General features: G+C 71.1%; 23 protein-coding genes, 2 pseudogenes and 1 riboswitch. Of the genes and pseudogenes, 17 read left to right on the forward strand and 8 right to left on the reverse strand.

The genetic code is table 11. From position 1 onward, the window contains the following. Nucleotides 1-741: 741 nt before the first annotated feature. Nucleotides 742-1299 carry a Tn3 family transposase gene (locus FYX01_RS02030; protein ID WP_150236900.1) on the reverse strand — a complete coding sequence of 186 codons (558 nt, stop codon included), beginning with the start codon at nucleotides 1297-1299 and terminating at the stop codon, nucleotides 742-744. A 481-nt stretch (nucleotides 1300-1780) separates the two neighbouring features. Between FYX01_RS02030 and FYX01_RS02035 the strand changes: the two genes are divergently transcribed. After that, nucleotides 1781-1999 (forward strand): calcium-binding protein, encoded by a 219-nt coding sequence (locus FYX01_RS02035; protein ID WP_150236902.1) that lies wholly within the window; start codon nucleotides 1781-1783, stop codon nucleotides 1997-1999. A 2-nt stretch (nucleotides 2000-2001) separates the two neighbouring features. Here FYX01_RS02035 and FYX01_RS02040 read toward each other — a convergent pair whose 3' ends face one another. From FYX01_RS02040 to FYX01_RS02050, 3 genes are all read right to left on the reverse strand, one after another. Beyond that, on the reverse strand, nucleotides 2002-3243 hold the full coding sequence (locus FYX01_RS02040) for a phospholipase D-like domain-containing protein (RefSeq protein ID WP_150236904.1): 1242 nt from the start codon (nucleotides 3241-3243) through the stop codon (nucleotides 2002-2004). 139 nt (nucleotides 3244-3382) lie between these two features. After that, nucleotides 3383-4174 (reverse strand): class I SAM-dependent methyltransferase, encoded by a 792-nt coding sequence (locus FYX01_RS02045; RefSeq protein ID WP_150236907.1) that lies wholly within the window; start codon nucleotides 4172-4174, stop codon nucleotides 3383-3385. Nucleotides 4175-4335: 161 nt separating this feature from the next. Then, the gene (locus FYX01_RS02050; RefSeq protein ID WP_150236909.1) at nucleotides 4336-4926 is read right to left on the reverse strand and encodes a class I SAM-dependent methyltransferase; all 591 of its coding nucleotides are present in this window, start codon (nucleotides 4924-4926) and stop codon (nucleotides 4336-4338) included. A 59-nt stretch (nucleotides 4927-4985) separates the two neighbouring features. Between FYX01_RS02050 and FYX01_RS02055 the strand changes: the two genes are divergently transcribed. The 4 genes and pseudogenes from FYX01_RS02055 to FYX01_RS02070 all read left to right on the forward strand — a co-directional run bounded on the left by FYX01_RS02055 (nucleotide 4986) and on the right by FYX01_RS02070 (nucleotide 7334). Then, on the forward strand, nucleotides 4986-5441 hold the full coding sequence (locus FYX01_RS02055; RefSeq protein WP_150236910.1) for a MerR family transcriptional regulator: 456 nt from the start codon (nucleotides 4986-4988) through the stop codon (nucleotides 5439-5441). 107 nt (nucleotides 5442-5548) lie between these two features. Next, nucleotides 5549-5898 (forward strand): annotated as a pseudogene (locus FYX01_RS02060) (STM4011 family radical SAM protein); the annotation flags it as partial. Between the two features lie 44 nt (nucleotides 5899-5942). After that, entirely contained in the window at nucleotides 5943-6761 is an 819-nt protein-coding gene (locus tag FYX01_RS02065; RefSeq protein ID WP_150236912.1) for an HAD hydrolase family protein, read from the forward strand. 75 nt (nucleotides 6762-6836) lie between these two features. Beyond that, nucleotides 6837-7334, forward strand: a complete 498-nt coding sequence (locus FYX01_RS02070) for a DUF2087 domain-containing protein (protein WP_150236914.1) — start codon at nucleotides 6837-6839, stop codon at nucleotides 7332-7334. Between the two features lie 20 nt (nucleotides 7335-7354). Here the strand turns inward: FYX01_RS02070 and FYX01_RS02075 are convergent, their stop codons facing one another. Both FYX01_RS02075 and FYX01_RS02080 read right to left on the reverse strand, forming a co-directional pair. Beyond that, nucleotides 7355-8041 carry a GntR family transcriptional regulator gene (locus FYX01_RS02075; RefSeq protein WP_190394145.1) on the reverse strand — a complete coding sequence of 229 codons (687 nt, stop codon included), beginning with the start codon at nucleotides 8039-8041 and terminating at the stop codon, nucleotides 7355-7357. 67 nt (nucleotides 8042-8108) lie between these two features. After that, on the reverse strand, nucleotides 8109-8450 hold the full coding sequence (locus FYX01_RS02080) for a hypothetical protein (RefSeq protein ID WP_223830265.1): 342 nt from the start codon (nucleotides 8448-8450) through the stop codon (nucleotides 8109-8111). 57 nt (nucleotides 8451-8507) lie between these two features. On the opposite strand from FYX01_RS02080, the pseudogene FYX01_RS02085 reads away from it, so the two are divergent. From FYX01_RS02085 to FYX01_RS02105, 5 genes and pseudogenes are all read left to right on the forward strand, one after another. Then, a pseudogene (locus tag FYX01_RS02085) lies at nucleotides 8508-8738 on the forward strand (2Fe-2S iron-sulfur cluster-binding protein); the annotation flags it as partial. 73 nt (nucleotides 8739-8811) lie between these two features. Then, nucleotides 8812-9693 (forward strand): formate dehydrogenase accessory sulfurtransferase FdhD, encoded by an 882-nt coding sequence (fdhD, locus tag FYX01_RS02090; RefSeq protein WP_150236918.1) that lies wholly within the window; start codon nucleotides 8812-8814, stop codon nucleotides 9691-9693. 107 nt (nucleotides 9694-9800) lie between these two features. Continuing rightward, nucleotides 9801-10415, forward strand: a complete 615-nt coding sequence (locus tag FYX01_RS02095; RefSeq protein ID WP_223830266.1) for an Nramp family divalent metal transporter — start codon at nucleotides 9801-9803, stop codon at nucleotides 10413-10415. Between the two features lie 199 nt (nucleotides 10416-10614). Continuing rightward, the gene (locus tag FYX01_RS26465) at nucleotides 10615-10980 is read left to right on the forward strand and encodes a hypothetical protein (protein WP_223830267.1); all 366 of its coding nucleotides are present in this window, start codon (nucleotides 10615-10617) and stop codon (nucleotides 10978-10980) included. Between the two features lie 84 nt (nucleotides 10981-11064). Further along, the gene (locus FYX01_RS02105) at nucleotides 11065-12126 is read left to right on the forward strand and encodes a TerC family protein (RefSeq protein WP_150236919.1); all 1062 of its coding nucleotides are present in this window, start codon (nucleotides 11065-11067) and stop codon (nucleotides 12124-12126) included. A 140-nt stretch (nucleotides 12127-12266) separates the two neighbouring features. Here FYX01_RS02105 and FYX01_RS02110 read toward each other — a convergent pair whose 3' ends face one another. After that, nucleotides 12267-12581: a DMT family transporter gene (locus FYX01_RS02110; protein ID WP_150236921.1), complete on the reverse strand. Its 315-nt coding sequence runs from the start codon at nucleotides 12579-12581 to the stop codon at nucleotides 12267-12269. A gap of 30 nt (nucleotides 12582-12611) precedes the next feature. Next, nucleotides 12612-12673, reverse strand: a riboswitch (guanidine-III (ykkC-III) riboswitch). 366 nt (nucleotides 12674-13039) lie between these two features. Here FYX01_RS02110 and FYX01_RS02115 point away from each other — a divergent pair. From FYX01_RS02115 to FYX01_RS27010, 7 genes are all read left to right on the forward strand, one after another. After that, complete coding sequence (locus tag FYX01_RS02115) at nucleotides 13040-13441, forward strand: DUF485 domain-containing protein (RefSeq protein ID WP_150236923.1); 402 nt, start codon at nucleotides 13040-13042, stop codon at nucleotides 13439-13441. Beyond that, nucleotides 13438-15123 carry a solute symporter family protein gene (locus tag FYX01_RS02120; protein WP_150236925.1) on the forward strand — a complete coding sequence of 562 codons (1686 nt, stop codon included), beginning with the start codon at nucleotides 13438-13440 and terminating at the stop codon, nucleotides 15121-15123. The genes FYX01_RS02115 and FYX01_RS02120 overlap by 4 nt, the downstream gene beginning before the upstream one ends. Nucleotides 15124-15427: 304 nt before the next feature. Beyond that, nucleotides 15428-16444 (forward strand): sensor histidine kinase, encoded by a 1017-nt coding sequence (locus FYX01_RS02125; protein WP_150236927.1) that lies wholly within the window; start codon nucleotides 15428-15430, stop codon nucleotides 16442-16444. Beyond that, nucleotides 16441-17268, forward strand: a complete 828-nt coding sequence (locus tag FYX01_RS02130; RefSeq protein ID WP_150236929.1) for a LytR/AlgR family response regulator transcription factor — start codon at nucleotides 16441-16443, stop codon at nucleotides 17266-17268. The genes FYX01_RS02125 and FYX01_RS02130 overlap by 4 nt, the downstream gene beginning before the upstream one ends. Continuing rightward, nucleotides 17265-17654, forward strand: coding sequence for a DUF485 domain-containing protein (locus tag FYX01_RS02135; protein ID WP_150236931.1), 390 nt, complete (start codon nucleotides 17265-17267; stop codon nucleotides 17652-17654). Before FYX01_RS02130 ends, FYX01_RS02135 begins: the two co-directional genes overlap by 4 nt. Next, nucleotides 17651-19303 carry a sodium/solute symporter gene (locus tag FYX01_RS02140; protein WP_150236933.1) on the forward strand — a complete coding sequence of 551 codons (1653 nt, stop codon included), beginning with the start codon at nucleotides 17651-17653 and terminating at the stop codon, nucleotides 19301-19303. The genes FYX01_RS02135 and FYX01_RS02140 overlap by 4 nt, the downstream gene beginning before the upstream one ends. A gap of 100 nt (nucleotides 19304-19403) precedes the next feature. After that, nucleotides 19404-20123, forward strand: coding sequence for a hypothetical protein (locus FYX01_RS27010; protein WP_150236935.1), 720 nt, complete (start codon nucleotides 19404-19406; stop codon nucleotides 20121-20123). A gap of 49 nt (nucleotides 20124-20172) precedes the next feature. On the opposite strand, the gene FYX01_RS02150 is transcribed toward FYX01_RS27010, so the two are convergent. Further along, nucleotides 20173-20946 carry a bestrophin-like domain gene (locus FYX01_RS02150; protein WP_150236937.1) on the reverse strand — a complete coding sequence of 258 codons (774 nt, stop codon included), beginning with the start codon at nucleotides 20944-20946 and terminating at the stop codon, nucleotides 20173-20175. Nucleotides 20947-21161: the final 215 nt, after the last annotated feature.

Consider the following 21161-nt stretch of genomic DNA (forward strand, 5'->3'; position numbering starts at 1 on the left):
AGCGAGGATTCTGGCGAGCATGAGATCGCCTATGCGGTTCAAGCCGCCAGCCTGGGCATGGCGTGCATCTGGCGCTCTCCCTATCTGAGGTACTCCAGGCCCGGTGCGGTCCCGTTGAGCCCAGTCCACGCAGCTCCCTTGAAGAGAGGGGTGAGCGCGGCCCTGGCCCAGACCATGGCGGTCGCGCTGATCGCTCTTGGTGCTCCGCTGACGCTCTTGGCCTTGGCATGGTTGGGAAGTCATCTGGCCAACCAGCCTGTCCTAGCGTTCTTGAGCGCTGTTGGCTTGTATGTGCTCGCATCACTGGCCCTGCATGAATGCGGTCACGTGCTCGCCTACCGGATACTGGCTGGCAGGGCAGCGTGCGCAATCGTGGTACGTACCAGCACTCGGCTGCGGCTCGTGCGCACAGTGCTCACTCCTGCCAAAGACCTGATGGTGACGTTGGCTGGTCCCTTGCCCCCCACAGCGATCGCAGTCCTTCTCCTCCCCTGGATCCAGCATCTTCCGCTGTACACAGCGACAGCTGTGGCGGTGGCGATGGCACACCTACTCCTGTTGTTTCTGCCCTGGGGAGATGGGGCCGCCCTACGAACTGCCTTGCGCTCCGCGCTTTCCTGGTCGAGTCGGTGACGACTGTACGTGACGGTCACGATCTTGTACCGGGTGTGATGGAGATGGCGGTGAACGTGTTGGGGCTCTTGGACGCGCTGGACTGGGTCCGCGCGGCCGCACTCTTGTTCACCTCGGTGCGCTTGCCCAAGGCCTTTGCCCATCCACTGACCGAGCCATTGTCCCGGCGTGCTTGGTTCGCTCCCTGACCGGTCCCGTCCAGTTCCAGGTGGGCCTGGGCTGTGCCGGACGGGGACAGGTCGAGCACGTAGTCGCCGAAGCGGCGGATGGCGCGGTCATGTACGGGGCCAGACAGGCCGCGTCGGGCCCGTAGACGCGGTGGCCCTCGGTTCTGAGCTGGGTCAGGGCCGCGGTGACGGCCACGGCGTTGTAGAAGATCACGCAGTTGGCCAGCAACTCGTTGAACTTGACCAGCAGTTCCATGTGGTCGGGGTCGTTGTCGGCCAGGGTGCCGTTGTTGCCGGACCGCAGCCAGGAGGAGAACCCGTGGAAGGCCTCCACCCGGTTGGTCACGGCGGTGATGCCCTCGCGCAGCTCGGGCTCGTTGAGGTAGCGCAGCAGCACGGTGGTGCGCATGGCCGCCCCAGCTTGCGAAACGCCCTGCACAGCCGGTTCTTCTTGGACTCGTTGCCCAAACGGCGCAGCAGGACCGAGCGAGGCCTTCATCCCCGATCACCGCCCCTACACGACGAAAGCGCCCGGTGGGCTCCCAGAGCATCGGCAATGGCCCAGGCCACGCGGGCACAGTCGTCTTCCGGTCTCAGTCCTGGTCTCAGTTCACCTTCGGTCGCAGGGGTACGGGGAGGTACGCGACCGCAGGTCAGAACCGCAATGAACGTTCGTGAACCATGCTCGCCCGCTCTCCCAAAGCGGGTGTCGCAGGTTCGAATCCTGCGGAGGCCGCAACCGCGCGGGTCGGCGCCCGGAGATCCTCGGTCTCCGGACGCCGGCCCGCGGCTCTTTCCACGGCCCCCGTCGAACCGCGGGACACGGCCCGCGCCGCCGGTCCCCGCCCGCGCGTCCCCGTCGACCGGCCTCCCCTCCCGCGAACACCTCTCCCCGGCTCCCCACCGTGTCGCCATGACAGCGGAGAGGAATCGTCCGATCATGGAACCGGAGCACGGACCGGTCGGGGGAGGCCACTCGGATGACGCACGCGGAGCATTCCCGGGACGAGCAGTCGGGGGAACAGGACAGGCCGCTCAACAGGCAGCGGGGCGGGTCGCCGTCCGCGATCGCCGGTGCGCTCCACCGGAAGCCGCACCCCGGCCCCCAGCACTGGGGCGGACCCCGGCCCCGCAAGACGGAGCCGGACCCGTTCTTCCCCAACCGCCTGGGCCCACCGCCCAAGCGCCGCGGGGCCTGAGGTCACAGGAACGGGCGCCAGGGCGCCAGCACGAACTCGCCGAACTTCGCGGCGAGCGGGCGGTGCCGCCACTCCTCCCTGGTCAGCTCCCGGCTGTTGGCGAGGTCGTTGGCGAAGACCTTCTCCAGGTGCTCCGCCACGCCCTCGTCGAAGATCTCCACGTTGATCTCGTAGTTGCCCGTCAGGCTCAGCCGGTCCACGTTCGCGGTGCCGACCGTGGACCACCGGCCGTCCACCGTCGCCGTCTTGGCGTGCACCATCGCGTTCTGGTAGAGCCACAGCCGCACTCCGCCGCGCAGCAGCACCGCGTACTGGCTGCGGGATATCCAGTCGGCGATGACGTGGTTGGACTCCGCCGGGAGGAGGATGTCGACCTCCACCCCCCGTTCGGCGGCGTCGACCAGGACGCGCTGGAACTCCCGGTCGGGCATGAAGTAGGCCTGGGTGAACAGCACCCGCTCCTTGGCCCGGTCGACGGCCTCCAGGAACATCGCCCGGATCGGGTAGATGAGCTGTTCGGGCACGTTGCGGTGCACACGGAAGTGCGCGTCCCAGTCCGCCTCCCCCAGTCCCTCCAGACCGGGCTGGTGGGGAAGGCGGTTCATGTTCCAGAAGTCGCTGAAGGCGTTCTCCAGCGCCCACACCGCCGAACCGGACACCCGCAGGTGGGTGTCGCGCCACTCGGTGGCGTACAGCGACCCGACGTTGTACCCGCCGACGAAGCCCACCTCGCCGTCGACGGTGAGGATCTTGCGGTGGTCCCGGCCGGACTTGCGGATGTTCAACAGCAGCACGCCCGGCCGGAACGCCGGATACCTGATCACGTGGACGCTGGGCGGGAAGCGGAAGAAGGACCGGGGCACCACCAGGTTCGCGAAGCCGTCGTAGATGACGTACACCTCGACGCCCCGCTCGGCGGCGGCGACGAGCTCCCTCTTGAACTCGCGGCCCACCCGGTCGTCCTTGACGATGTAGGACTCGAAGAGGATCCGGCGCCGGGCACCCCGGATCGCCGCGATCATGTCCCGGAACAGGTCCTCGCCGTAGGTGTACACGGTGGCGGTGCTCCCGTTGTCCCCGACCGGCAGTTCGACCGGGGCGGTACGGGGAAAGCGCGCACGGCGCGGCCGCACCCTCCTACGCCAGTGGTGGATCCCCATGAGGGTCGCCACCACGGCGACCTGGGTGGTCAGCAGCCCCACGAGTCCCCACTTGACCACCGACATGATGGTGGAGCGTCGCACAGTCGCCTCCCGAGCAGGACGTCCGCGGTGCCGAGGGCCCCGACCCTGAGGCCGCCGTTTCCAGCGCGGGGTGGACGTCAACCGTAGACGCACACCGGGGGTCGGCGCAGTCCTACCGTGTCACCTCTCATGCGTTCTCCTACCCCTGTCCCCGGAGGCGGAACGCCACCAGTTCCGTGGTCGGGCTCTCCCGGCGCCCCTGGACCAGGCGCCGCTCCAGCGGGTACAGGGCGGCGCCCGCCAGCCAACCGGTCGGCGCGGTCAGGGTGGCCGCGCGCAGGGCCCCGCCCCACACCTTGCGCCACGCCGCGGGGGCGTCCACCTGGGCGTTCATCAGCATGAGCATGGGCACGCGGCGGACCATGTCGAATCCGGCCTTGTCGGCGGTGGCCGCGATCCACTCCAGGGTGCGGTTGACCTGGTGCTCGCCGCGCTGCTCGGGGCGCTGGAGGCAGTTCTCGGAGATCACGAGGAGGCCGCCGGGGCGCAGTACCCGGGCGAACTCACCGAACGCGCTGGTGTAGCGCCCGTCGTCGGTGATGTGGAAGAGCACGTCCATGCAGGAGACCGCGTCGAAGGAGTCGACGTCGAAGGCGTCGAGGTCCGCGGCGTCCTGGCGGACGAACCGGTGGTCGGGGAACCTGCCGCGCAGGCGCTCCACGGCCGCGTCGGTCATGTCGCACCCGGTGATGTCGCCGACGCCCATCCGTTCCCACAGGCGCACGTAGAAGCCGGTGCCGCTGCCCACGTCGAGGATGCTGGACCCGCCCGGCTCCGTTCGGGAGACCTCGCGCAGGAACACCTCCTCGCGCACCCGGTACATCCACGTGTTGAAGGGGCGGCCCAGGGCCCGGTAGCCGACGCCGCTCTCGGTCCAGTCGCCTTCGAGGCGGCGCTCCCAGAAGTCTCGCAGTTCGCTGTGCGTAGCCATGGGGACACTGTCACACCGCGCCCGCGCGAAGTCCCGCCGCAGCGCCGGAAAAGGCCCGGCACAGCCCTGCTGAACGGTTTTCGGACAGCCTGGTGGCCGAAAGAGGCGGGGCCGGATCCCGAGAGGTCATCGCCCCGCGTATCCGGCCCCCGTGAGCGGCCTCAGACGCCTCGGTGGGCGACCACGCGCTCGACGAACCCCAGCGCGGTCCGGTCGTGGCGGTCGACCGTGAAACCCGCGTCGACGGCGACGTGCCTGGGCAGCCGCCGGGGGTGGTCCTTGCGCGCCTCCCGCCGCCGGAGGGGCCAGCGGGTGTACTCGACGTGGTCGACCAGCAGCAGGAGCCCGCCCGGCCGCAGGACCCGGCGCATCTCGGACAGGGCACGGTACTGGTCGGGGATGGTGCACAGGGCGAGCGCGCACACCACGGTGTCGAACTCCCCGTCGCCGAAGGGCAGGTCCTGGGCGTCGCCCTCCCGGAGATCGGCCCTCACGGCCAGTCGGGCGGCCCGTGTCCTGGCCCTCTCCAGCATGCCGGGGCTCAGGTCCACCCCGGTGACCTCCACTCCCTCCGGGTAGTACGGCAGGTTGTGGCCGGTGCCCACGGCCACGTCCAGGACCCTGCCGCGGGCCCTCCCGCACAGCCGGGCGCGGGTGCCGCCGAGCGCGAGCCGCTGTATCCGCTCCCCCCGGTCGTACCCCCTCGACATCCGGTCCCACTGGCCGCGTACCCGCTCGGTCCGTTCGTCCATGACGCCTCTCCCCGTTCCGTTCCTTGACCCGCAACCCCAGTCTGGAAGTTAATGTCCACATGAAGTCAAGAGAGTCGGAACTGTCCATCGGCGAGCTGGCCGAGCCGTTCGGGTTGGCCCCCCACGTCCTGCGGCACTGGGAGACGGTCGGCGTGCTGGAGCCCTCCCGGCGCTCCGGAGGGCGGCGCCGCTACACGCCGGAGCACCAGCTCCAGGTGGCGCTGGTGCTGCGCGCGCAGGAGGCCGGGTTCAGCCTGGCGCAGATCCGCGAGGTGGTCGGCGCGCCGGACGGCGCGTCGCGTCGCGCCCTCCTGGCCGAGCACCTGGCCAGGCTGGACGAGCGCCTGGACCGGCTGCGGTCCGCCCGCGAGATGGTGGCGCACGTCGTGGACTGCGAGGCCGGGGACTTCCTTGAGTGCCCGACCATGAGGGCGTTGCTGGAGGAGACGGCGATGTCGGAGTGCGCCGCCATGCGTGGACGCGCACACCCCCCGGCCCTCCAGGAGTCGCCTTGACCTTCCACGCGTCCCCGTACGAGTGCGCCGGGCCGGTCACACTGCCCGAGGGCGCCCTGGTCCGGGGCGCCGACGGGTCCGTGGAGCCGTACAGCAGCCTGCCGCTGCGCACCCGCACCCGGGAGGAGGCCGCCGAATGGCAGGCCCCGGACCCGCACTTCCACTACAGCCGCCGCCCCATCCCAGCCAGGGGCCGCCCTGCCGTACCGGTGACAGTGTGCTGTCCGTGGACGGGGACGGGAACGTGCGCCGCCGCCACTTCGCGGACACGCCGCCGGGCAACCTCCACGGCGGTTCGTTCGCCGCACGGCTCGGTCCGCGCGCGGGCCCGCTGACCAGCCGCAACCGCCACACCGGCTACGTCCGCCCGGAATCGCTGGACCTGTACGGGGTGTTCCGGGGAGGGGTGGCGGAACGGATCCCCGCAGCGCCGGTGACCGCGCTCCCGCTCGTGTGACGGCGGGCGGAAACCACTTCAGAACGTCGCGGGCAACCGACATAATGCACACCATGGTCTTTCCCCGGGTTATCGCGACCGACCTCGACGGCACCCTCCTGGGAAGGGAGGGCCTGGTCTCCGAACGCAACCGGCGAGCCCTGGCCGCCGCGGCGGAGGCGGGCGTCAGGGTGGTCGTCTCGACCGCGCGTCCGCCCCGCACCACCCAGCACATCGCCGAGCAGCTCACCTGCGCCGCCGTGCTCTGCGGCAACGGCGCCCTCGCCCACGTGCCCGACTCCGACCCCCTGGTGCGCGCGATCGACCTGGAGACCGCCGGCACGGTGGTCGACAAGCTGCGCGGCGCGCTGGAGGGGATCGGCTTCGGCGTCGAGACCGGCACCGACTTCTTCCACGACACCGGCTACCACCTGGAACCGTGGGTGCCCCGCGACTGGGTGCGCGAGGTGCTGGAGACCCCCGACGCCCTGCTCACGCGGGCCACCCCGGTCACCAAGCTGCTCGTGCGCTCCCGCGACATCCCGGTGCACGTGCTGCACGAGGCCGCCGTGGAGGCGGTCGGACCGCTGGCGGAAATCACCTACTCGGGCGGGTACGGCCTGCTGGAGCTGAGCGCCCCGGGGGTGAGCAAGGGCAGCACGCTCGCGATGGTCTGCGAGCAGTGGGGGGTGTCCGCCGAGGAGGTGGTGGCCTTCGGTGACATGCCCAACGACCTGTCCGCCCTGTCCTGGGCCGGCGCGGGGTACGCCATGGCCAGCGGGCACCCGGACCTGCTCGACCCGGCGCTGGGGCTGCGGACGGCCCCCGCCAGCCACGAGGACGGTGTGGCCAGGGTGGTCGAGCAGTTGCTCTCCGAGCGCTGAAAACCGCTGGCCGCGCGGCCGGTGTTCCCTCTAGGGTCCGTGTCGTACACGCACCGGACCATCCGGAGGAGCTCCGTGCCGCATCCCGCCCAGATCGTCTCGGCCCTGGCCGATCCCACCCGCCTGGCGCTCTACGCCCGCGTGGTCGGCTCGGGCTCCGGCGGTGTGCCCGCCGAGGAGGTCCGCGCGGGCGGTTCCAGGGACCGCAGGCGCCTGGCCCGGTTGGCGGAGGCCGGCCTGGTACGCGAGGACGGCGACCGCGTGGTGGCCGTTCCCGAGGTGTTCGCCACCGCCCTGGAGGAGCACCGGCCCGTCAGGCACGACCCGGTGGACTCCCTGTTCCACGACGGTCGGCTGACCACCCTGCCCGCCAGACGCGAGCTACGGCACAGGGTGTTCGAGCGCATCACCGGACGGTTCTTCGCCCCTGGCGTGAAGTACACCGAGAAACAGGTCAACGCCGCCCTCCGGTCCTGCTGCGAGGATCCGTCGTCGATGCGCCGCCACCTCGTGGACGAAGGGTACCTGGCCCGCAACGACGAGGGGAGCGTGTACCGGCTCGCGGACGCCTGACCCCCGGCCGCTCCGCCGGGTCAGGGACCGTGGATGTCGTCCACCTGCTCGTGGTAGGTGCGCCGGGTGCGCTCGGTGTGCTCGCTCATCAGCCTCAGCGCCTCGGCCGCGTTCCCCGCCTCGATGACGTCGACGAGCTGGCCGTGCTCGTCCCAGGACGCGGAGCCGCGGATCCGGGCGACCGGAGCGTAGTACCAGCGGACCCGGCGGTCGACCTGCGCGGCCAGCTCGGCGAGCACCCGGTTGCCCGAGGCCTCGGTGACGGTGCGGTGGAAGTCGGCGTTGGCCTGGACGACCGCGTCGGTGTCGGCGCTCTCGGTCGCCGCGCGCCCCGCGGAGATCAGCTCGCGCAGGAACCCGACCTGCTCGGCCGAGGCGTTCTCGGCCGCCAGTCGGGCCGACTCGGTCTCCAGCAGGGCGCGAACGGCCAGGAGCTGGTCGGCCTCGCTCTCGGTGGGCGTGTGCACGAACGCGCCGTAGCCGGGCCGCAGGTCCACCCACCCCTCGTTGCTGAGCCGCTGCATCGCCTCTCGGACGGGCTGGCGCGAGACGCCCAGGGTCTGGGCCAACTCGGTCTCGACCAGGTGCTGGCCGGGTGAGAGGGAGCGTGTGGTGATCAGGTCGAGGATGGCCTCGTACACGGCTTCACGCAGTGGTACCGGACGCTGGATACGCCCTGCGACGGTACTCAACCCCTGCGAGGACATAGGAGATCTCCAGAATCCAGGTGGGCAGTCTTTGTAGACAGTGTACAAACCGCAGCGGGCGTGTAGGTCACACCGGCAGCCCCACGAGTTCGACACGGCCGGAGGCACGGCCCGGCGGGACGACCGCGAGGGCGTCCGCCGTGGCGGCGGCACGCAGGTCGGCGGGGCCGGATCCGGGCAGCTCCACCGCCAGGTCCCGGCTGACGCGCACCGGCACCAGACGGGTGTCGGACGCGTGCGGCGAGGTCGTGCCGACGAACCGGGCGCGCCTTCCGGTGTGTGCGGGATCACATCGGTCCGCGCGTCCGCTGAGCACGGGGACGAGCAGCGTGAGGGCGGCGGCCAGACCGCCTGGAACGCCGTGGAGCCGGCCGTCGACCGGCTCGGACTGTTCTCCGAAGGCACCCACCAGACCGCCGCGCCGGGCGACCGGCCGGCGACCGAGGAGGCCCGATGACCGCCCCCGTACTCCACGGAGTTCGGCATGCGCCAGGAGGGTACCTGGGACGAGGAGAAGCAGACCGAGACGACCACGATCCGCACCTACTGCGGGGTCAGCTGCAACCTCACCCTGCACGTACAGGAGAACGAGATCGTCAAGGTCACGTCCCCGCACGACAATCCGGTGACCCATGGAAACCTGTGCATCAAGGGCCGGTTCGGGTTCCAGCACGTGCAACGACGTGGCGGAGACTGAATCCGTGGATCCACCCCCCTCGACGTGGGACGGGTGAGGGAGTAGACCAGACGAAGCGGAAGGCGGTGGAGGGATGGGACGGGTCACGACCCGGGAGAAGGTCCTCCGGATCAGGGAGGGGGCCGCGAGCGAGCGCGTGGACACCCTCGTGGTGGAGGAGCCGCTGGAGATCAGGCTGGACGGCACCCCGCTGAGCATCACCATGCGCACCCCCGGAAGCGACTTCGACCTCGCCGCGGGGTTCCTGGTCAGTGAGGGGGTGGCGGTCCGGGAGCGAGACGTCACCGCGATCCGCTACTGCGCCGGGGCCACCGAGGACGGATCGAACACCTACAACGTGCTCGACGTGTCGCTGGCCCCGGACGTCCCCCGCCCGGACACCTCGCTGGAGCGCAACTTCTACACCTCCTCCTCCTGCGGGCTGTGCGGCAAGGCGAGCCTGGACGCCGTGCGCACCCAGGCCCACTGGCCGGTGACCGAGGACGGGCTGCGGATCGGTCTGGACATCCTGACGGCGCTGCCGGACCGGCTGCGCGAGGCACAGCGGGTGTTCGACCGCACCGGCGGCCTGCACGCCGCCGGACTGTTCACTCCCCGGGGCGACCTGCTCGCCCTGCGCGAGGACGTGGGCAGACACAACGCGGTGGACAAGCTGGTCGGCTGGGCACTGCGCTCCGACCGCCTGCCACTGCGCGAAACGGTGCTGATGGTGTCGGGGCGCGCCTCCTTCGAACTGGTGCAGAAGGCGTGGATGGCGGGCATCCCCATGATGGCCGCCGTCTCCGCGCCCTCCTCCCTCGCGGTCGACCTGGCCGAGGAGGCGGGTATCACGCTCGTCGGCTTCCTGCGCGGCACCTCCATGAACGTCTACGCCGGAAGACACCGTGTGCTCCTGGAGAAGGCGCTTACCGCGCCTTCGGCGGCCCCGGGAGTACCACGCCCTCCGGGCCGGTAGGCGCGGGCCCGGTCGGCGCGTACCAGCCCCCCGCGCCGGCCAGGCCCGATACCGGACCTGCCGGACTTCTTCCTTGGCGTGTTCGGTGGGCGCGCCCCGGTCGCGCCGTGACCGGGAGGGCGCACCAATTCGACGCCCTGGTCCTGTTCTGGGGCATCACGATGCTGGTGACGATCTCCTTCACCGTGTTGGCCCAGTCCGCGGCCCGCTTCGACCCGAACGTGACCACGCTGCTCCGTGAGGGCGACCGCAACGCCGCCCTGGACGCCATGGCGACCTCCTTCTCGGCGGCCGGCAGCCCGGTCCTGGGCACGGTGTTCTTCTGCTTCATCGCGCTCATCGGGCTCAACGCCACGCTGGGGCTGTTCGACTCCTTCTCGCGCGGCCAGGCCGACATGACCTTCAACTTCGTACCGGGCGCCAAGAAGATCGGCATGTCGAAGCTGTACGCCATCTTCCTCTGGGGTCTGATCGCCTTCGGCATCTGCGTCCTGCTCTTCGGTCCGGCCGACGGTCCGGCGGCGATCCTGGACGTGCTGGCCTTCCTGTCGGCGTTCGCGATGGGCGCCTACTGCGTGGTGCTGCTGCTGGTCAACAACATCACGCTGCCCAAACCGATCCGGCCGGGGATCTTCTCCAACGCCGTCATCGCCTTCGCGGCGGTGTTCTACCTCGGCGCCCTGTTCTACTCCCTGTTCGCCTTCGGGGTCGTGATCGACTGATGAGCTCCCCAGACACCCTCCCGACGGGGAGGCCCCTCCTCGACTACGCGGAGGTCGCGGTACCGGGCGCGGCGATCGGCCCGGTGGTGGGACTGTTCGCCGCCGGCGTCGGAGTGCTGGCGGGGCTTCCCGCGGGGGTCACTCTCACCCTCGCGATCGCGCTGGGGGTCCCATCGCGCTCCTCGGCGCCGGATACTGCGTGCTGCTGGCACGCGGCGTCTTCTCCATCGGGGCGGTGGCGCCCCTGGCCCTGTACTGGCTCGCGGGGTTCCCCCTCGTCCGCCTGTTCGACTCCCACGCCGTGGCGTGGGCGGTCGGAAGCGACACCGTGCTGGGCGAACCGCTACTGTCCTTCCTTGCGCTGCAAGCCATGCTGAGCTTCGGGTTCACCATCGGGTTCCTGTGGCTGCACGAGCGGATCGCACCGCGCTGGCTGTTGCGCGTCCGCGGTCACAACCCCGTGGCCGCCGCACTCGTCGAGCGCTACATGGAACACGCGGACCACCTCAACCGGCAGCGCGTACCCCACCGTCCCCGTCGTAGATCCCCGAACACCTCCCCCTGACAACCACGGTGACACCTGCGGAAGTGGCCTCCGCCACTTCCGCGGGCACCGCCGTGCCCGTACGAGCACATGGAGCAAGAGAACGTGGACATTCACCCGTGGGTCTGGGCCGTCACCATCACGATCCTGCTGGCCGTGATCGCGGTCGACTTCGTCATCATCGCGCGCAGACCCCATGAGCCGTCGATGCGGGAAGCCGCTACCTGGATCGGCGTCTACGTCTCCCTCGCCGTCGTCTTCGGTGTCGGGCTCGGGTTCTTCAGCACCCCGGCCCAGAGCCTGGACTTCTTCACCGGCTGGATCGTCGAGTACTCGATGAGTGTCGACAACCTGTTCGTCTTCATCCTGATCCTGGGGTCGTTCGCGGTCCCGCCCAAGCACCGCCAGCGGGTCCTCCTGGTGGGGATCGCGCTCGCCCTGCTGTTCCGGGGCCTCTTCATCGCCCTGGGCGCGGCGGTGGTGAACGCCTTCGCCGGCGTCTTCTTCATCTTCGGTGCGTTCCTGCTGTTCACGGCGTGGAAGCTGATCGCCGACTCGGGCGGCGACGACGAGGAGTACAAGGAGAACGCCGCGGTGCGGATGGTGCGGCGCCTCCTGCCGACCACCGACAAGTACCACGAGGCGAAGCTGACCGTGCGCCTGGACGGCAAGCGCGTGGTCACGCCGATGCTGATGGTGATGGTCGCCGTCGGGCTCACCGACATCCTGTTCGCCCTCGACTCGATCCCGGCCATCTTCGGCATCACTCAGGAGCCCTACCTGGTCTTCACCGCCAACGCCTTCGCCCTGATGGGCCTGCGCCAGCTCTACTTCCTCATCGGCGGCCTGCTGACGAAGCTCGTCCACCTCAACAAGGGCCTGGCCGTGATCCTGGGCTTCATCGGACTGAAGCTGATCCTGCACGCCCTGCACGAGACCACCGACTGGCACGTGCCGGAGATCGGCACCCTGACCTCGCTGTTCGTCATCATCGCCACACTCGCCATCACGACGGTGACCAGCCTGGTCAGCAGCCGTAGGACCGCCGCCGTCAAGGCCGCCGAGGCCGCCGGGGTCGCGGCCGGACCCTCCGACGGGGCCGAGGACACCGCCCCGCGGGCACGGCCCGACGACGACAACGAACCAAGGACACGAGTGCACGGATGACCCCGTCCCCCACCGGGACGCCACCGCACCGTGGTGGAGGGGGTCCGCGTCGCGGCCCCGGCGGAACCCCTCCGCCGGGGCCGCCCGCCGTTCGGCCACCGGACCCGGGCCCCTCCCCGGCCTTCGGCCCGGCCGCGGGCTCAGTGCAGGATTTTGAGTCCGACGACGCCCGCGACGATGAGCAGCAGGCACAGCGCCTTGGGCACGCTGAAGCCCTCACCGAGGAAGAACATGCCCACCAGGGCGGTGCCGACGGCGCCGATCGACACCCAGACCGCGTAGCCGGTCCCGACGGGGATGGTGCGCAAGGCGTAGGCCAGACCGGCCATGCTCAGCACCAGGGTGATCCCGAAGACCACCGACGGCCACGGGCGGGTGAAACCCCGTGAGGCGCTGAGCGCGGTCGCCCACGCGGTCTCCAGGAACCCCGAGGCCACCAGAACAATCCAGGCCATGACCCGTACCCTCCATGACGTACGTGCGAAAACGCGCCGTCTTGTCTTCACCGGGTACGGCGCACCTCGTCCGGGGTCCCACGGATCGCGCCCGCGCGACCTGGTCTCACGGGCGGTGATGCTGCGCAAGGTACAACGGCCCGCGCCGTCCGCGCCTTCCGGGGGCGCCGGTGGCCCTCCCCACCGACCGACCACCGGCCGCCGGCGGTATGGACCCGCGCGCGTCAGGGACGAACCCGCGCACCAGCGGAGGAACCGCTCGGCGACCGCTCACCGCACGGGCCGACCGCTCATCGAGCGCTGGGCGACCGTTTGACGCTCCGCCCCCGCGTTCGGCGCGCATGGACACGCACCCCCTCCTGCGGCGGAGTGCCCCTCCTTACAGTGCCGAGTAACGCACGTCACACCGGCGAAACATCGTCTTCACCGGCTGTCCGCCGAATCCCCCGGAGGTTTCAATGTCACCAGACAGGCCCACGAAGGACCCGACACCACCCCCCGGTGGCAACGGGGGTGACGAGGAGCCCATCACGCGCGAGGCCTACGTCGCGATGCACGGTGACCCGCGCTTCGTCGAGCTCAAGAAGCGCCTCTACGCCTTCGTCTTCCCCATGAGCATCGCCTTCTTGGCGTGGTACCTGCTCTACGTGCTGATGTCCGCGTTCGGACGTGACGTCATGGGCGTCGTGCTCTTCGGCAACGTCAACGTCGCGCTGGTCTTCGGCATCCTGCAGTTCCTCTCCACCTTCGGGATCGCCGTCCTGTACACGAACTACGCGCGCCGCAGGCTCGACTCGCAGGCGGTCGAGCTGCGTGACGAGCTCCACCACAGCGCGACGGAGAAGGAGGGCGGCCGATGATGTTCGCACAGGAAGCGGTCGAGACGGTCAGCGACAGCAGTCGTATCGTCACCATCGTCCTCTTCGTCCTCATGATCACGGCCACGCTCGGCGTCACCGTCTGGGCCAGCCGCAACACCCGTTCCGCGACCGACTTCCACTCGGGCGGCCGCGGCTTCTCCCCGCTCCAGAACGGCCTGGCCATCGGCAGTGACTACATGTCGGCCGCGTCCTTCCTGGGCATCGCCGGCATGATCTCCCTGTTCGGCTACGACGGCTTCCTCTACTCCATCGGGTTCCTCGTCGCGTGGTTGGTCGCCCTCCTGCTCGTCGCGGAGCTGCTGCGCAACTCCGGCCGCTACACCATGGGCGACGTGCTGTCCTACCGGATGCAGCAGCGCCCGGTCCGGACCGCGGCCTCGGTCTCCACGATCGTGGTGTCGGTCTTCTACCTGCTGGCGCAGATGGTCGGCGCGGGCGCGCTCATCGCCCTGCTGCTGGGCATCCAGCCCGGTGAGACCTTCCTCGGCATGGACGCCCCCACCGCCAAGATCGTCGGCATCGTGGTCGTCGGCCTTCTGATGACGGTCTACGTGACCTTCGGCGGCATGAAGGGCACCACCTGGGTGCAGATCATCAAGGCCGTCATCCTCATGGCCGGCGCCGCGCTGCTCACCGTGCTGACCCTGTCGCTGTACGGGTTCAACCTCGGCGCCCTGATGAGCGACGCCGCCAACGCCAGCGGCCAGGAGGGCTTCCTGGAGCCCGGCCTGCGCTACGGCGTGGAGGTCGCGGGCGACCCGGTGCAGACCCTGTGGAACAAGCTGGACCTCATCAGCCTGGGCATGGCCCTGGTGCTGGGCACGGCCGGCCTGCCCCACATCCTCATCCGCTTCTACACCGTCCCCGACTCCCAGAGCGCCCGTAAGTCGGTCAACTGGGGCATCGGCCTCATCGGCACCTTCTACCTGATGACCCTGGTGCTGGGCTTCGGCGCGGCGGCCATCGTCGGCCACGAGGCCATCACGGCCCAGAACGCGGCGGGCAACACGGCCGCTCCGCAGCTGGCCCAGGCCGTCGGTACGAGCATCGGCGGCGACCTGGCGGGCTCGGTCCTGCTCGCGCTCATCGCCTCCGCGGCCTTCGCGGCCATCCTGTCCACCGTGGCGGGCCTGGTCATCGCCTCCTCGTCCTCCATCGCGCACGACTTCTACAACTCGGTCCTGCGCAAGGGCAAGGCCACGGGCACCGAGGAGGTCAAGGTCGCCCGGCTCGCCGCCCTGGGCGTCGGCACGGTCGCGGTCGTCCTGGCCGTGTTCGCCCAGAACCTCAACGTGGCCTTCCTGGTCGCGCTGGCTTTCGCGATCGCCGCCTCGGCCAACCTGCCGACCCTGCTGCTCAGCCTGTTCTGGAAGAGGTTCAACACCGCCGGCGCCCTCGCCGGCATCTACGGCGGCCTGATCAGCGCCGTGGGCCTGGTGTTCTTCTCGCCGGTGGTCTCCGGCAGTGAGAACGCGCTCATCTCGACCGCGGACTTCGCCTGGTTCCCGCTGCCCAACCCGGCCCTGGTGTCGGTGCCGATCAGCCTCCTGTGCGCGGTCGTCGGCACGCTGATGTCCAAGGAGCGCGACTTCGACAAGTTCGCGATGCTCCAGGTCCGCGCCCTGACCGGCGCGGGTGCGGAGAAGGCGGCCAAGCACTAGGTACCACGAGCTCGGGGTGGCCATCGGTGGCTCACTCCCCGGGAGAGCGCCCTGCTCCCGGCGCGGCCACCGCCCCGAGCCCCCTCCCGGGCCCGTCATCCCTTCCGGGTGGCGGGCCCAGCCCTTTGTGCCCGCCCGGGGACGGACACGCCCCACATCACGATTCGAAGGGTGGCACCCACCACGTGAGCGTCGACACAGGCTGCTGGGATAGGGTCGTTCCGTGTCATATCGGTGGCTGTCGCGGATGTCCCCCTCCCGGCGGCGCCCAGCGTCGTCAGCGCAGCGGGCGAGCGTCGAGTTGATGCGCCAGGTTCACTCCCTGGGCATCGACCTCCAGGACGGACTGCACGGCAGGAAGGTACCTTCGGCCGCCCGACGGCTGAGCCAGCTCCTCGCCGTGGACGGCGTCGTGCTCGCCGACCTGGACGGTCCCGTCGCCGTGCACGGCAGGCAGCCCGATCCGGAGGAGGTCGAGGGCCTGCTCGCCCAGGTCTTCGAGTACGGGAGCAACGCGCGCAGCCGCCTGGCCGACGGAACCTCGGTGTGCGCGGTCCCCCTGACCGTGGACGACGAACTGTCCGGCGCGCTGGTGGCGTCGGGCAGCCCCGTGGAGGTCGACGTGGAGGCGGCCGCCGCGCTGGTGTCGGACTGCCTGGACCACGCGGCTCTGCGCAGGGCACGCGCGCGCATCGCCGCCGCCGACCTGCGCACGCTCCGGGCACAGATCTCCCCGCACTTCATGCACAACGCCCTGGCGGTGATCGCCGCGCTGGTACGCACCGACCCGGACCGGGCCCGCCACCTGCTGTCGGACTTCGCCGACTACCTGCGCTACGGCTTCTCGGAGAAGGGCGACTACGCGACGCTCTCGGAGGAGTTGGAGGCCACGCAGACCTACCTCGAACTGCAGAGAGCCCGCTTCCAGGACCGTCTGGACATCACCGTGCGGATAGCGCCGGAGGTGCTGCCGGTGGCCATCCCCTTCCTGGTGGTGCAGCCGATCGTGGAGAACGCGATCCGCCACGGCCTGGAGCGCAAGGAGGGCCACGGCCACATCAGCGTCTCGGGGTTCGGCGAGGGACCGCTGTGCGTGATCGAGATCGAGGACGACGGAGTCGGCATGCACCCCGATCTGGCCCGTTCCCTGCTGGCGGGCACGGGTCCGGAATCGCGCAGCGTCGGCCTGGCCAACGTGGACCAGAGGCTGCGCGCGGTCTACGGGCCCGAGTACGGTCTGGTGATCGAGACCGCGCTCGGCGAGGGCACGAAGGTGACCGTGCGCGTACCCAGATTCACCAGGGGGGTGGTGCCGCAGTGAAACCCGAGCTACGGGTGCTGGTGGTCGAGGACGAGGCGTCCACCCGCCAGGAGATGGCGTCACTTCTCGGCGACATGCCCGAGGTGGCGGAGGTACTGGTGGCCGACAACGGCGCCACGGCCGTGCGGCTGCTGGGGACCACCACGATCGACGCGGCGTTCCTGGACATCCTCATGCCCGGCCTGGACGGCATGGACGTGGCCAGGGTGCTGAGTGTGCTGTCGGAGCCGCCGTCCATCGTGTTCGTGACCGCCTCCGAGTCCCACGCCGTGGAGGCGTTCGGCATCGGCGCCGTGGACTACCTGCTCAAACCGATCCGTCCGGAGCGCCTGGCCGAGGCCGTGGGCCGCATCGCCCAGCTGCGTCGTCCCAGCGGCGACGCCCCTCCCGCCGAGGACCTGCACGTGGTGCAGATCGACACGGGCAGGCGCACGGTGTTCGTCAAGCGCGACGACGTGCAGTTCGTGGAGGCCCAGGGCGACTACGTGCGGCTGCACACCGCCGACGGCGGCCACCTGATCCGCCTGTCGCTGTCGTACCTGGAGGAGGTCTGGGCCTCGGCGGGGTTCGTCCGGGTCCACCGGGGGTTCCTCATCGCGATCCCGTGGGTGCGGGACCTGCGGGTGACCTCCTCGTCCGGCCTGGTGGCGGGTACCCCGGCCGGGGACGTGCCGGTGAGCCGCCGCCACGGCCGCCACCTGCGCACCCAACTGCTGGAGGCGGCCCGCCACGACCAGCTCGGCCGGTCCGCGAACGCGCAGGGACCTCCCTCCTCCCGGTCCCGGGACGGTGAGCAGGACCAGCCCTTCCGGCAGACGCCATGAGTCCGCGCCGGGAGAAACTGACCAGCCCGCAGACCCGGATCGCGCTGGCCCGGGGCAACCGGCCCGTACAGCACCTGCTGCCGATACCGGAGCCGGTGGACACCGAGGCGGCGCGCAGGCTCTTCCACGCCCAGCGGCGGGCGGCGGCGCGCACGGTGGCGCTGTTGTCGGCGTTGCTGTTCGGGATGAGCGGCGCTTTCGCGGCCTTCCCCGCACTCGGTGAGGTCCGGCTGGGCGGAGTCCCCCTGTCGTGGCTGCTGCTGATGGTGGCTGTCTACCCCCTGCTGTTCGTGCTGGCGCTGTGGCACGTGCGCTCGGCCGAGCGCATCGAGGACCGGGCGGAGCGGGAGCGCCCGGTGTCCGGGGGCGGGGAGCGGGGACGGTGACCTCGGTCCTGGCGATCGGGCTGGTGCTGGTCACCAGCCTGGTCATCGGCATCTACGGGGTACGCGCGGCCCGCTCGACCTCGGACTTCCTGGTGGCCTCGCGCCGGGTGTCCCCCACCTGGAACGCGATGGCGATCGCGGGGGAGTACCTGTCGGCCGCCTCCGTGCTGGGGCTGGCCGGGCTGGTGCTCAAGAACGGCCTGGGCACCATGTGGTACGCGGTGGGGTTCGCCGCGGGGTACGTGGCGGTGGTGGCGCTGGTGGCCGGGCCGATGCGCCGGTCGGGCGCGTTCACCGTGCCCGACTTCGCCGAGTACCGGCTGGGCGCGCCCCGCCTGCGCAAACTGTGCGGATGCGTGGTGCTGGTGATCATGCTGCTGTACCTGGTGCCCCAGTTCAAGGGCGCCGGAGTGGTGCTGGCCCTGGTCAGCGGCACGCCGTACTGGGTGGGGGTGCTGCTCGCCGGGCTGGTGGTGAGCGGGTCGATCGCCGCCGGCGGCATGCGGTCGGCGACCTACGTGCAGGCCTTCCACTACGTCGTCAAACTGGCCTTCCTCGCCATCCCCGCGATCTACCTGGTGGTGCACTCCAGTCCGCAGACCCGCGCGGAGGCGCTGACCCCGGAGTGGGGCACGCACTTCCCCGAGACGACCCCGGTGGAGTTCACCGTGGGGACCCGGTTCAGCCTGGACGAGCCGGTGACGGTGACCACCCCGGACGGCGGGGAGGTGGAGCTCTCCGCCGGCGGGCACACCGCGGTCGAGGGCACCGAGTACGTCTTCCCCGAGGGCGCGACCATCCCGCGCCCGGAGGGGCTGCCGGACCTGGGCGGTGAGCGGTGGAGCATGCCGCTGCTGGACGTGGGCGGCTATCCGCTGTTCGAGACGTGGTCCGCCCTGCTGGCGATCACGCTCGGCTGTATGGGCCTGCCGCACGTCATCATGCGCTTCCACACGAGTCCCACGGCGCGAACCGCGCGCAGGGTGGCGGTGGGGGTGATCGCCCTGCTGGGGATGTTCTACCTGTTCCCCGCGGTGTACGGACTGCTGGGCCGGGTGCTCACGCCGCACCTGGTCCTGCTGCGGGGCACCGACACGGTGGCGGTGGTGCTGCCCGAGCAGGCGGTACCGGGGTCGGTGGGCACGGTGTTGGCGGCGCTGGTGGCGGCGGGCGCGTTCGGCGCCTTCCTGTCCACCTCCTCCGGGCTGCTGCTGGCCCTGGCGGGCGGGCTGTCGCACGACCTGTTCCAGGGGAGCGTGCCACGGCTGCGCCTGGCGGTGGTCGTGGGAGCGGGCGTGGCCGTGCTGCTGGCGCTGCCCGCGCAGATGATCGACATCAACGTGCTCGTGGTGTGGGCGTTCACGGTGGCGGCCTCCACGTTCTGTCCGCTGCTGGTGCTGGGCATCTGGTGGCGGAGGCTGACGCTGCCCGGAGCGGCCTCGGGGCTGACCGTGGGCACGGTGACCGCGACCGGCGCGGTGGGATGGTCGATACTGCTCCCCACCCCGGACGGATGGATGTCGGTGCTGCTGGCCCAGCCCGCCGCGTGGACCATCCCGCTGGCCTTCGCGACGATGATGCTGGTCTCCCGGCTGACACGTCCGCCGGACTGGGCCGAACACGCGGTCCTGCGGCTCCACTCGCCCTGAGAGCGCGGTCGCGGACGCGGCGTCCCGGCCACCGTCCCCGTACACGGACCCACGACCACGCGTGATCACTCCACGGCCCACCATGGATACGATGGGTCACATGTCCCCCTCGCGTCGTCTCCCCTCCGTCCTGTTGGCCGCGAGCACGCTCCTGTGCGCCTGCGGAGCCTCGTCCGCGTTCGCGCTGGACGACGGCCCGCCGGCCGCCCCGCCGAACGTGCTCGTGGAGGACACGGGCCCGGGTGTCGTCGTGGACGACGGAACCTCCCGTGTGGAGGCGGGCCCCGCCGGGGTCCGGGTGGAGACCTCCGGCGCGCTGGTCGAGGTCTCCCCCGAGCCGTACGTCCTGGTGTGCGCGAACGGTGTGCGGGTGGTGGTCCGCGCGGGCCAGGCGCCGCCGTGCGAGCCGCGGCCCGGGGCCCCGGAGCAGCCTGCTCCCCCGTCGCACGAGGAGGTCCCTCCCGAGGCCCCGGAGACCGAGGTTCCCGAGGCCCCGAACGCTCCCGCCCCCGCGGTCCCGGACGAGCCCGGGGAGGTGCCGCCGCCCGAACCGGCGGGCCCGGGCCAGGAGCCCCCGGCCGCACCGCCGGTCCCCGGGCAGGAGCGCGCGGACGACCCCGCGGCGCCCTCCCCGTCCCCGTCCGCCCCGCCCGCGGTGGAGGAGGCGGCCGGAGGTCGGGTGCTGGCGGACATGTCGGCGCCCGCGGCGCCGCAGGCCGCCGGCGCCTTCACGCCCATGCGCACCATGGTGGTGCTCATGGTCGTCATCGCCGTGGCCGCCACGGGCGCGGGTCGCGCCGCCGCGCGCTCCGCGAGCTGACCGGCCGGGGGCCGGCCGCCCGCGGGCGCGAAGACGGGTCCCGGACCCGCTACTGGGAGCTGAGCGCGGTGTCGGTCCGGTCGAACCCGGCCAGCGACTCCTGGATCGCGCCCGCGTCGTGGGCCAGGGCGCCGTTGAACGGGTTGCCCAGGTAGAACAGCAGCAGGATGGTGGCGAAGACGAACACCAGGTTGGCCGCGGCCCAGAAGTAGGCCACGGACGAGCCCCGCCGGATCATGGCGAACGGCAGCACCGCCACGGCGATGGCGGACAGGGCCGCGATGGCGTTCAGGAGGGACGGGATCCCGTCCTCGGCGGCGTCGGCGCGTTCGATGCGCGCGTCGCTGAGCTCGGCGAGCTCCTGGCGTGCGGTCAGGCGGTCCAGGCCGTCGCCGGTGTCGGACACCGACAGCTCACGCACGGACGCGGCCAGGCCGGCGAGCGCCTCCTCGCCCTCGGGGCTCAGCTCGCCGCTGCCGCGCATCAGCGGCCAGTCCTTCTCCGCGACGGCGGTCATGTACATGCGCAGCTGCTCGCGTACCGCCTCCGCCTCGTTCTCGGGGAAGGCGGCGGTGCTCCAGTACAGGGACTCGGCCGCGCCCACCTCGGCGGTCACCCCGTCCCCGGCCCCGGTGAAGTTCTCCCAGCCGATGACCACCCCCATCGCCGCCGACGCGAGGTAGAGCGCGAGCACGCAGGGGGCGACGACGACGCTGACGGCTCCCCCCGAGGATTCGTCGTCGACGCGGAACCTTCCCACGGCCAGCAGGGCGCCGCCGACCATGGCGATCAGGACGATGAGAACGAGGAACAACGTCAGCATGTGGATTCCAGGAGGAGAGACCGTCGGGGAACGGATCCATCCGTAGCACGGTCACGGCCGCCTCTCCGGCCGAAGGTCGGAACGCCCGCAAATGTGCCCTCACGGCTGTGACCACCGCACACGGGAGGGGCGGGGGGGGCCGGGGGCGCCCCCCCCCCGGGGGGGGGGCCCCCCCCCCGGGGGGGGGGCCGGGGGGGGGGGGGGGGGCCCGCCGC

The sequence above is a fragment of the Nocardiopsis quinghaiensis genome, assembly GCF_008638365.1.
Lineage (GTDB): Bacteria > Actinomycetota > Actinomycetes > Streptosporangiales > Streptosporangiaceae > Nocardiopsis > Nocardiopsis quinghaiensis.